Origin of the sequence: Mariniflexile aquimaris, from assembly GCF_042676825.1 — a bacterium.
GTDB classification, from domain to species: domain Bacteria; phylum Bacteroidota; class Bacteroidia; order Flavobacteriales; family Flavobacteriaceae; genus Mariniflexile; species Mariniflexile aquimaris.
This window is the reverse complement of sequence record NZ_JBHTIB010000012.1, coordinates 64568-76449: the sequence shown is the minus strand read 5'-3', so window position 1 is coordinate 76449 and position 11882 is coordinate 64568. Positions and strand designations below refer to the sequence as shown.

Below are 11882 nucleotides of genomic sequence, written 5' to 3'. Positions count from 1 at the left end.
ATAAAACAGTAAATCGCATTGATAATATGTTTCTAAAAAGAGGTACCATGAAAACATTCGTTTCAATACTATTAATTGGATTCCTGATATTTAGTTGTAACACGACTAAACAATCGGCTACAAAGAATGACGAAAAACTAGCAAGTCTTAAACTTAACGATACGGTTAGCATTTCTAATGATGAATTAGAATATGAAATTATAATTATTGAACCTGGGTTTAATTACTGGCTAGCAAGTAGAGCAAGACCAGAAGGCTTCTATTCACAACAATATTTGGAAAACAGAAATTTAATTTATGTTACCGAGTGGAATAATCGCGTAATGCAGCCATTCAGATTTAATCCTAATTTGTATGAAATGCGCATAGATTATAGTCCAGGTATTGATTATGGCTACGAGGTTAATTACAAACTATATAACTACTTCATTTATTTTCAATTAACCTACAAACAACAATTAGCTGGATTTGTGCCTCGTATTTAAGTCTAAATTAATTACTTTTGCCAGCTAAAAGTAAATAGGTGATAAAATTTAAAACATACTGGGAGATACAAAAAAACTGGCAACTCTTATTCCCTACTTTAGGTGTTCTTGTTCTAGCATATTCTTCCTATAAATTGTCTTTTCTTTTTAATAAAAGCGAAAATATTATACCCAATTTACTAATTAGCGCTATTGTTTTTTACCTGCTTTTAAAATTTACGTTATTCATTTTTAACAAGTTAGAAAACAAATGGGAAGTAAATTATCGATGGGAAATGATAAGCATTTTTCTGGTTTTTGCTTTTACCGGCACATCCTCTGTATTTGTAGGCCGACCTATTTTAGTACTCATAGGAATTACTAAAGAAAACTTAAATTCTTTTCTTTACTGGATATTATATATTATTATTGGCTTTATTTTTTATCAAATACTACTTGTTTGTATTGGATGGATTTTTGGACAGTTTCAATTTTTTTGGAATTTCGAAAAAAAGATGTTGAGCAGATTAGGGTTTAAACGATTTTTAAATTAGTGCAAAACGTTAAAAAACATATCCTATTTAAAACTATTACGTTTGTATTGGCAATAACGCTGTTGTTACCTTATGGTGCTAAATTTGCACATATGTTTGCGCACCATAAACACGACATTTGTTATGGAAAAAAAACTACACATTTACATGAATTAAATACTGATTGTGATTTTTATAAATTCAAAATAAGCAATCCATTCACCATTACATTTTTTAATTTTGAATTAATTCCCTCTGAAGAACCTTCTTTAGAAATAGTATCACAATACCAATTTTTAAGTAAGTTTCAACGCTTACAAACCACACTTCGTGGGCCGCCGGCTTTCATTTAATATGTATACCTAACTGAATTATGATTCAGTTACAAATCATTATTAAATAAACCATTTTCCGTAGTCACGGAACTTAAAATATAAATTTATTCATGAAATTATTTATAAAGGCCATGCTATTATTAGCATTTACAAATATATATGCCCAAAATTCAATAAAAGGAACTGTTGTTGATGCCAACACAAAACAAGGTTTAGTTTTTGCTAACCTCTATTTTCCAGATATAGACCGAGGTACTTCAACCGATGAAAAAGGCTCATTTAGCATTCAAAATTTACCCTCAGGTAATTACAAAATATTAGTATCGTTGCTGGGTTACGAAACAAAATCAGTTACTATCAGCATTCCAAACACGAGCACTATTGAAGTAAGCCTCGTCCCTTCTGCCATCGAAATGGAAGCCATTATAGTTTCAACTCCTTTTCATAAACTTCAAAGCGAAAACGTTATGAAAGTGGAGCATGAAACCATGAAACATTTAAAAGCTACAGGCGCGGTAAATTTATCGGATGGTATTTCAAATATTGCTGGCGTTGAATCTGTAACAACTGGTTTAAGCATAGGGAAACCCGTTATTCGTGGTTTAAGCTCCAACCGAGTATTGGTTTATGCACAAGGCGTACGTTTGGAAAATCAGCAATTTGGAGACGAACATGGTTTAGGCCTTAGCGATTCTGGAATTGAAAGCGTTGAAGTCATCAAAGGACCTGCTTCTCTACTCTATGGTAGCGATGCCCTAGGTGGTGTATTGTATTTAAATCCCGAAAAATTTGCTCAAAGTAACACGTCCAACACCGATATTAATGGCAATTACTTTAGCAATACAGAAGGTTACAACACCAATGTTGGCTATAAATGGTCTGAGGACAATTTTAAACTCCTTTTTAGAGGAAGTTTAACCGAGCATTCAGACTATAAAACCACCGATTACCGCGTAACGAATACACGTTTTAAAGAACAGGATTTTAAAGCTGGTTTAGGGTACCAAAAAAACAATATTAAAACCGAGTTTCGATATAACTTAAATGCTTCTAAGCTGGGCATTCCTGAAGAAATTGGCGAACAATCGTTGTCGAAAACGCCATTGCTGCCTTATCAGAACATTACAAATCATATTTTCAGTTCTAAATCGACTGTCTTCTTTAATAATTCTAGACTCGATATTAATCTGGGATATATTTATAATGACCGAAAAGAATTTGAAGAACACCATCATGATGAAGATGAAGATGAAGACGAAGAAGAACATGAAGCCGAAATTTTAGAGCCGGCATTACATATGAAGCTAAAAACAGCTAATTACGATATCAAATACAACCTGCCTAATTTAGGTAAATTTGAAACTATTGTTGGTGTTCAAGGCATGAACCAAGTAAATACCAATTATGGTGAAGAAGAATTAATCCCGAATGCGACTACCAACGATATTGGTGTATTAGCAACTTCTCATATCCATTTTGAAAAAGTAGGCATGCAAATTGGAGCGCGATTTGACAACCGTACTATTAATATAGATTCAGGTCTTTCAAAAGACTTTAATAGTTTTAATGGTGCTTTGGGAATAAAAACAGATATAGCCAAAAATGTATCGGCGAGAGTCAATTTAGCTACTGGTTTTAGAGCGCCTAATCTATCCGAATTAACTTCCGATGGATCTCATGAAGGCACCAACCGTTACGAAATAGGAAACGAAAATTTAAAAAGTGAGCAAAATTTTCAAACCGATATCGCTATAGAATATTCTAATGAGCACGTAGAATTTTTTGTTAACGGATTTTTCAACAGCATTAACAATTACATTTATCTATCACCTAATGGGGAGACAATTGATGATGACCCGGTTTTTGTTTATTTACAAAATGATGCTAATTTATATGGTGGTGAAATTGGATTGCATTTGCATCCGCACCCTTTAGATTGGTTACACCTTGAATCTAGCTTTGAAACCGTTACAGGGAAACAAACTGGCGGCAGTTATTTACCTTTAATTCCGGCTAATTCAATCACCAATATTTTAAGAATTGAATTTGAAAAACCCTGGTTGAAAAAAGGGTATTCTTTTGTGAAATTAGTATCTACTTTTTCTCAAAACAACATAAGCACATTCGAAACTAATACGCCTGGATATAATCTTTTAAGTGCGGGATTTGGCGGAAGTTTCAGTCTGTTTAAAAACGAAGCAACTTTTACAATCTCTGGAACTAATCTAACAAATAAAACCTATATTAATCATTTATCCCGATTAAAGCCTGATGGCATTTTTAACATGGGAAGTAACATTAGTATTGGATTAACTTACAACCTATAAACACAAAAAATCCCTTTCAAAATTTGAAAGGGATTTTTTTATTGTTCTATTTCTACAACCGCTTCTTCCTTGCTAAATACATAGGTAATTAACCACATAATGGTAAAGGTTGGAATAAAATCTAAACCCGGAATAATCTCTTCTAGAAAAGATACAACCCCGGCAATTTTACCTTTATTTCCTTTATACATTCTAGTCATTAAATACCCCGAAAGTGGCGCCCATATAATGTCTATAACTGTAATAAAACCAATAATATCAAAGACGATACTTAATGCGAGTTTTTTATATTTTGGTAATTTTTCTAATGTCATGTAATATTAATTTATGTGTTGATATCTAACACATTACAAGAAACATACCAAAAACTACTTCCCTATAAGTTTTAAAAATTCGTTACGGGTTTCATTTTTTTCAAACTGACCTCTAAATCCCGAGGTAGTCGTAATCGAGTTTTGTTTTTGAACACCACGCATCATCATACACATATGCGACGCTTCTATTACAACAGCAACCCCTTGCGGTTTTAAGGTATCATTGATACAATCTAAAATTTGTTCGGTAAGACGTTCTTGAACCTGTAAGCGTCTTGCAAAAACGTCTACAACTCTTGGTAATTTACTCAATCCTACAATGTGGCCATTAGGAATATATGCAATGTGTGCTTTCCCAAAAAATGGCAACATATGGTGCTCGCAAAGCGAATACAATTCAATATCCTTTACAATTACCATTTCGTTATAACTCTCTGCGAACATGGCGCTTTTTAGAATTTTAACCGGGTCTTGTTGATAGCCCTGAGTTAAAAACTGCATCGCCTTGGCAGCACGTTCTGGCGTTTTTAATAATCCTTCTCGCTTCGTATTTTCACCCAGATCACCAATAATGCTTTCGTATCGTTTTTTAACTTCCTCGGTAACGCGAAAGTTATATTCTTCAAAATTTTTACTAGACATTGTTTATGTTTTATTCTATAAAAGTAAGCATTATTTTTTGCTATCAATTAACAGAATCAACACTTAACATTAACAACTACAAAATATTTTTAAGTTTAAACTTTATAGACTACCTTTAAATGGTCTTTATTTTTGTACTATTTAACTGTAACAAGTTTAGCTTTTTATCGTCTTAAATAGCACAGATTAAAACGCATCAATCAAAAAAATCAATGAAACCAATCATCAAAATGTTTCTTTTTGTGCTTTTTAGTATCTCATCAATACTGGCTCAAGAAAAAAAATCACTTCAAATACAAAAAACCACCACGCCTCCAAAAATAGATGGCATTTTAAATGACGACGCTTGGTTATCAGCCAACGAAGCCAAAGATTTTACGCAATTCAGACCTGAAATGGGTATTAAAGACACCGTAGGCATCAAATCGATTGTAAAAGTAACGTATGATGATGATGCTATTTATTTCGGGGCTTATTTATATGACGATGCGTCTAAAATTATGAATCAGATAACTACACGAGATAATTTTGGACAATCAGATTTTTTTGGCATAGTTCTAAACCCAAATAATGATGCACAAAACGATACCGAATTTTTCATTTTCCCATCGGGAACGCAAGCCGATGCCATTGCTAACCCCAGTATTGGTGAAGATTTTGGTTGGAATGCCGTATGGGAAAGCAACGTGAAAATTGTAAGCGACGGTTGGATTGTAGAAATTAAAATTCCTTATAGTGCCTTACGCTTTTCTAACCAGAATGTACAAACTTGGGGCGTTCAATTCCACAGACATTTTAGAAGAGACCGCTCTCAATATACCTGGAATCCTATAGACAGAACAAAGGGTAATATAGGCTTATATCATGGCGAACTAATAGGTATTGAGAATGTTAAAGCACCTATCCGATTAAGTTTTTATCCCTTTACTTCTGGTTTAGTGAATTTTTATGATAACAATACCGATACCGATTTAAATTTCGGCTTAGATGTTAAATATGGCATTACCGAAAATTTTACGATAGACGCCACTTTGGTTCCCGATTTTAGTCAAGCCGGTTTCGATAATTTAGAGTTAAACCTTGGACCCTTTGAGCAAACGTATTCAGAACAACGACAATTCTTTACAGAAGGTGTCGATTTATTTAGTAAAGGCGATTTATTCTTTTCAAGACGGGTAGGAAATAGTCCGATTGGCAAAGTAGATTTAAAGGATAACGAAGAACTAAAATACTATCCGAATACGGTAAAAGTTTTAAATGCTTTAAAATTATCTGGACGAACAAAAAATGGCCTCGGAATTGGTGTTTTTAATGCCGTCACCGAAGAAACAAAAGCTAGTATTCGACATACTGAAACCAATGAAATAAAGGAGCAAATTGTAGAACCATTAGCTAATTATAGCATTTTGGTTTTAGACCAACAGTTTAAAAAAAATTCGTCGGTTAGTCTTATTAATACCAATGTTACTAGGTCTGGAAATTTTAGAGATGCTAACGTAACCGGACTTGTTTTTGATCTTTCCAACAAAAGAAACACATATAATCTTTATGGTGAATCTAAAATGAGTTATCTTAATTTAGAAGATGGCACCTCAACAGGTTTCAGCTCATTCTTTTTGGCCAGAAAATCTCATGGTAAATTTAGATATAGTTTTGACCATAGTTATGCCGACACCAAATATGACATAAACGATTTAGGACTGATTTACAGAAATAATTACAACAATTTTGGCGTAGATATGTCGTATCAAATTTTCGAGCCCATAAAAAAACTAAACAGTTATTATGTAAGCTTTTATTATAATTATACCAGATTAGCAGATCCATCGGTCTATACGGGTAACAATTTTGGGTTTAACTACAACGCAACGACTAGAAAAATTAATTCGTATGGTGCTAACTTAAACTTTGCAGCAGGCAAGCAGTATGATTATTTTGAACCCAGAACTCCTGGTCGTTTTTTTGTTTATGAAAATGGTTTGGATTCAAACATCTGGTATTCTTCTAATTACAACAAAACATTTGCTATTGATTGCAATTTAGGTGGCGCCACCTACTTCGACCCTAATAGAAACACAAGCGAATATTGGTTTGGAATAGACCCAAGAATTAGATTTAATGGTAAATTTTCTGCTAACTATTCTTTTAGTTATAACAAAGAATTTAATGATATTGGATTTACAGCCAATAAAGATGAAACAATCATTTTTGGTGAAAGACACAGAAAAACAATGATAAACGCCATTTCTGGAAATTACACCTTTAGTTCGTTTCACAGTTTGTCTTTAACGTTTAGAAACTACTGGTCGTTGGTAGATTATAAAAACAATTTATTTTCTTTAGAAGAAAACGGAGCCTTAAATGGGGATTCTGGCTATACTTTAAGCGATTTAGAATATAATCCGAATGTAAATTTTAACACATGGAATTTAGATCTCAGCTATTCATGGCAATTTGCTCCAGGTAGTTTTATAACGGCATTATATAGAAATCAGTTATTTAATTATGACAATAACTCTACAGATTCTTATAGCCAAAGTTTGGACACCTTATTTAATCAACCCATTCAGCATACATTTTCATTACGAATACAGTATTATATCGACTACAACAGTGTTAAAAATATTTTCAATAAGAAAAACTCCTGAATATTGCCAGTAATCACTTAAAGTGCTAAATTGTGAGCATGATTCAAGCAAAAAATATCCATAAATATTATAAAGATTTACACGTTTTAAAAGGTGTAGATATCGAGGTAAAAAAGGGCGAAGTTATTTCTATTGTAGGTGCTTCTGGAGCTGGTAAAACAACCTTGCTACAGATTTTAGGCACCTTAGATAGTGCTTCAAATAATGAACCTTACCAACTCACGATAAACGATAGTAAAATTAATGGACTAAACGATAAAGCTTTAGCAAAATTCAGAAATGAACATATTGGATTTATTTTTCAATTTCACCAATTATTACCTGAATTTACGGCCTTAGAAAATGTGTGCTTACCTGCTTTTATAAAAGGCACTAAAAAAAGTGAAGCCGAAAAACGCGCTAAAGAACTTTTAGACTTTTTAGGATTATCGCACCGTTATAACCATAAGCCCAATGAACTTTCGGGTGGTGAACAACAACGTGTGGCCGTGGCTAGAGCGTTAATTAATAACCCGGATTTAATTTTTGCCGATGAACCTTCAGGAAATTTAGATAGCGAATCTGCCGAAAATTTACACAGCTTGTTTTTTAAACTTCGTAATGAGTTCGGTCAAACATTCGTTATTGTAACCCACAACGAAGAACTTGCCAATTTAGCAGATAGAAAATTGGTTATGGTAGATGGTAAAATTATTAATTAGCCCAATATATTATCGAGCTAATTAATAATGTTTTATTTAAAATAAGGGTGTTTTGTTTTTAACCAGTATTCTTTAATCCGCCAGAAAGCGAGTTAATTATAGATAACAGTCTGGTTAATAATTTATCGCCATCAACAGAGTTGGTATCTTTTATTTCACGCCATTCCTTCAAATATTTTATATGAAGTTCATGCAGCACCTGTAACTCTTTTTCTCTACGTTTTAAATTATCTATTTGCCCTAATCTTCTAACTTCTACCGGTTCTCCGAGTAACTCTTCAATAGTTGCAATGCCTTCTTCAAAATCTTTCAGAATCATGTCTAAAAGCTTTTTCCGAATACTGGTATCAGGTTCCATCGCTGCATAGCGCTTCATGAGGTCTGAATTTGCAAGTATTAAATTGGTTTCTATTTGAATAAATAAAAATTTCAAGAATGGCCACTTTTCAATAAACTGTTTTAGCTCGTTAAATTTTGAAGGTTTTTCGGTTTTAAGTTCCTTTAAAGCTTGACCAACACCATACCAGCCCGTTAATGTAAATCGAGACAGATTCCAGCTAAACACCCATGGAATAGCGCGTAAATCGTTTAAGGTTCTTTGTCCTGTTCGTCTTGCGGGACGCGAACCAATTTTACTATTTTCTAATACATCTATAGATGTAACCGTACTGAAAAAATGTATAAAATCGGGATCTTCAATCATCATTTTATAATACTTTAATGATGCTTCGGTAACCTCATCTAAAATTTCGGCAGGATATTTTTCAGTTTTTAAATTCGCAGGAGCTGGCATAGTTTGACGCGCCACCCCAGATGTTAACATATTTAAATTGTAGGTGGCTGTAAGTGGATTTCCAAATTGCTGCGCAATAGATTCTCCTTGAATTGTTAATTTAATTTGACCATTAACGGTGTTTTGTGGCATACTTTCAAGAAAACGATGATACTTGCCACCACCTCTACTTATAGTACCTCCTCGACCATGGAAAAAGAAAACCGTTACATTGTACTTCTCACCTACTTTACTTAAACGCTCTTCAGCTTTATAAAGATTCCATTTACTTGCCAAAGTACCTCCATCTTTATTACTATCGCTATATCCAAGCATGACTTCTTGGGTGTTGGATACTAATTTATTTCTGCTAATTGTAACAGGATGATTTAAAAATGCTTCTAAAATGGTATCGCCAGACTCTAAATCGGGAATGGTTTCGAATAGTGGAGTAACTCGTAAATTGGTGTTGAGTAATTGTGTTTCGCGCATTAATAAATAAACGACCAATAAATCGCTTAAACTGCGTGTCATACTTACAATTAAAGACCCAATACCATCGGTGCCAAATAAATTAATATGCTGCCTTAAAACTCTAAAACAATCTAACACATTGTCGGCTTCATTACCATAAGAAATCGTAATATCGCTAATAGGCGCTGGATTTTTCAACTCTTTAGTTAAAAACTCAACTCTCGATTTTTCATCCCATTTATCAAAATCATATTTTTCAAATCCAGACTTACTTAAAATTTGAGCAACAGCTTTTTCATAAAATGTACTATTCTGACGTATATCTAATTTGGCAAGATGAAAGCCAAAACACTGCACTGCGCGTTCTACCGGAAATACCAAATCTGCCGCAATACCTTTGGCTCCATTTTCAATTAAGACATTTCTAATGAATTTCAAATCGTCTTGTAAAAACTTACTCGATCTGTAGTAAGAATTAGAATCACTATCATTTTGCGCAATGGTATGTTCTAATTTAATGACTAACAGACTTATATATTGACGCCATGGTTCGTAGGGATTTCGCTTTAATGCATGTTCTCCAGCTAAACCAAGGGCTTTGGCCAGTTTATTAACCGCTTCAGTTAATACATAAGGCACAGGATTACTAATAGCAGACAATGTTAAGCGTGATGCTAATGTTACCAATTTGGCGTGAATAATTTCTAGGGCTTTTTTACGATGTATTAACAGCGTATCTTGTGTAATACTCGGTGTTACAAACGGATGCCCATCGCGATCGCCACCTACCCAACTACCAAAGTTATATTGTGGAAATTGTTCGGGTAAACTCAATTTTTCCAAATCGAAACCCATAGCAACCCATGAATTTTTTAATTGCTGGTCGCTTTTTTCAACCACAACTGGAAACATATGACTCAGATAGTACACAATATTATCGCGTTCTGAGGTTATATCTGGTTTTTCAAGATAAATCTCTCCCGTTCTCCACCAGCGTTCTAATAGGTTGATAATTTTTTCGCGAATAGCATATTGCTCGGTTTTTGCTAAGGAAGTATTTTCTTTCTGTACCAAAAGTAAATATAATTCTCTGTGCAACTCGACTATAGAAACTCGTTTTGCCTCTGTGGGATGCGCGGTTAAAACGGGCATGACATTTACCTTGGAAATAATGTTTACCATTTGGTCTTCGCTCAACCCTTGATTTTTCCAAATCTTTAGAGTCTCGCCCCATGAACCACGAATTGCCGACACATCTTCTTGGTTTTCTAATTGTCTGCGATATTGTGTTGCGGCATTTTCTTCAACCAAGTTAATTAGCTGAAAATAGATTCCTAAGGTTTGTATCTTTTTTTCGTCTGAAACGGCGAGCTTTTTAATTTCCTCTTCAGAAAAATTATTTAATTGCAATAGCTTTAAAGTTTCATGCTCATTTATACGCTTTAACATGTCTTCATAACACGATAGTATAAAACTTCTATCATCAATAATTTTTTGAAATTCGTTGGTTTTCACTTTTTCTTTCATTAATTCTCTCTGTATAGTTGTTAAATATGTTTCCTTACCAACATCTGATATGTTGCTTGAAACATGTAATAATAAATTCGATTTAAATTTATGCGAAATAATTGATTTTAACCAAAACTTTGGGTGACAAAAATTAGTTTCAGTAACAAAAATATTTCGTAAAGCAGTATTTTAAATTGAAGAAAGTAAGATTAAAAAACCGATTTTTTCAATCTTACTAAATAAAAAAAGGACTTGTTACACGTGGCAACCAGTCCTTTTTTTAAAATTAACTTTTAAATTATATTGTACTAAACATCAAATGGAAAAGTAACTCCTAATATGGTAATTGTAGATGTGGTATAATTAATTTTAATATCTTTTAAATTAGCAACATCAATATCTAGGATACCCGATTTTATACTTCTTGGCAGTAGTACAAAATGAAGCGATTCTTCGATAGTTAAGCTATATTCCACACCCTTAGAACTTACTCCAGATTGGGTACCATCTAACTTATATTCATCATCCCAAATATTAAATGGGGTGTTAAATCCAGCTACCCATGTTCTTGTAGTATTCTCTTTAAAAGTAATAGTTTTACCTTCTTTAGTGGTAATTTTTCCATTTTCGATAATAACGCTATATTCTAAAAAGCCTTCTGAATTTTCACCCAAATTTTTAGTGAAATGTGTGCCTTCTACTTTATAATCGTTATGATAGAAATTGGTAAACGTTGTTGTATGTTCACTACCTTCTACACCGTACCAATTTGTTGACCTGATATTAATGATTCCTTTGCGGGTAATACCATCTTCACATAATATACCAGTGCCATAATCGATTGTTATCTCTTTAGGAAATGTTGTTAAATCGAATGGCGCGATTGTAATTATTGGTCCATTGTTTTTAGTACCATACATTTTACCAGTAGTGGTGTTTTCTGCGCTTAAAACTCCGTCGCCACTATTATTACCAACGTCTTGAAATACTTTGTTAATGGTAGCATATTCGGTTAACGCTTCGATTGCAGTTGCCGAATCGACAGTTTTTGTTAAATCATCTTCACAACTTATAAAAAAAAGTGCGATAATTGGAATTATAATTTTTCTCATAATACATTTGTTTATCTGCTAAATAACGTTAAAAAATTGAAATTGTTATAG

The 11882-nt window shown here is 33.3% G+C and carries 10 protein-coding genes; 6 read left to right on the top strand and 4 right to left on the bottom strand.

Annotation, left to right across the window (positions count from 1 at the left end; translation table 11 throughout):
• The first annotated feature begins 47 nt into the window (after positions 1–47).
• The 4 genes from ACFQ0I_RS08385 (at position 48) to ACFQ0I_RS08370 (ending at position 3659) form a co-directional block, all read left to right on the top strand.
• Positions 48–485 (top strand): DUF6146 family protein, encoded by a 438-nt coding sequence (locus tag ACFQ0I_RS08385; protein WP_379941200.1) that lies wholly within the window; start codon positions 48–50, stop codon positions 483–485.
• Between the two features lie 275 nt (positions 486–760).
• Positions 761–1018, top strand: coding sequence for a DUF6787 family protein (locus ACFQ0I_RS08380; protein WP_379941199.1), 258 nt, complete (start codon positions 761–763; stop codon positions 1016–1018).
• Positions 1018–1350 carry a hypothetical protein gene (locus tag ACFQ0I_RS08375; RefSeq protein WP_379941197.1) on the top strand — a complete coding sequence of 111 codons (333 nt, stop codon included), beginning with the start codon at positions 1018–1020 and terminating at the stop codon, positions 1348–1350. Before ACFQ0I_RS08380 ends, ACFQ0I_RS08375 begins: the two co-directional genes overlap by 1 nt.
• Before the next feature lie 92 nt (positions 1351–1442).
• Positions 1443–3659, top strand: coding sequence for a TonB-dependent receptor (locus tag ACFQ0I_RS08370; RefSeq protein WP_379941195.1), 2217 nt, complete (start codon positions 1443–1445; stop codon positions 3657–3659).
• Between the two features lie 38 nt (positions 3660–3697).
• On the opposite strand, the gene ACFQ0I_RS08365 is transcribed toward ACFQ0I_RS08370, so the two are convergent.
• On the bottom strand, positions 3698–3973 hold the full coding sequence (locus tag ACFQ0I_RS08365) for a hypothetical protein (protein WP_379941193.1): 276 nt from the start codon (positions 3971–3973) through the stop codon (positions 3698–3700).
• A 54-nt stretch (positions 3974–4027) separates the two neighbouring features.
• On the bottom strand, positions 4028–4615 hold the full coding sequence (folE, locus tag ACFQ0I_RS08360; protein WP_379941191.1) for a GTP cyclohydrolase I FolE: 588 nt from the start codon (positions 4613–4615) through the stop codon (positions 4028–4030).
• Between the two features lie 212 nt (positions 4616–4827).
• Here folE and ACFQ0I_RS08355 point away from each other — a divergent pair, with 212 nt between their 5' ends.
• The gene (locus ACFQ0I_RS08355) at positions 4828–7263 is read left to right on the top strand and encodes a DUF5916 domain-containing protein (RefSeq protein WP_379941189.1); all 2436 of its coding nucleotides are present in this window, start codon (positions 4828–4830) and stop codon (positions 7261–7263) included.
• Positions 7264–7301: 38 nt separating this feature from the next.
• Complete coding sequence (locus ACFQ0I_RS08350; protein WP_379941187.1) at positions 7302–7964, top strand: ABC transporter ATP-binding protein; 663 nt, start codon at positions 7302–7304, stop codon at positions 7962–7964.
• A 58-nt stretch (positions 7965–8022) separates the two neighbouring features.
• Here the strand turns inward: ACFQ0I_RS08350 and ACFQ0I_RS08345 are convergent, their stop codons facing one another.
• A complete protein-coding gene (locus ACFQ0I_RS08345) occupies positions 8023–10737 on the bottom strand; it encodes a phosphoenolpyruvate carboxylase (RefSeq protein ID WP_379941186.1) in 2715 nt (904 codons plus the stop codon).
• A 290-nt stretch (positions 10738–11027) separates the two neighbouring features.
• Positions 11028–11831, bottom strand: a complete 804-nt coding sequence (locus ACFQ0I_RS08340) for a hypothetical protein (RefSeq protein ID WP_379941184.1) — start codon at positions 11829–11831, stop codon at positions 11028–11030.
• Positions 11832–11882: the final 51 nt, after the last annotated feature.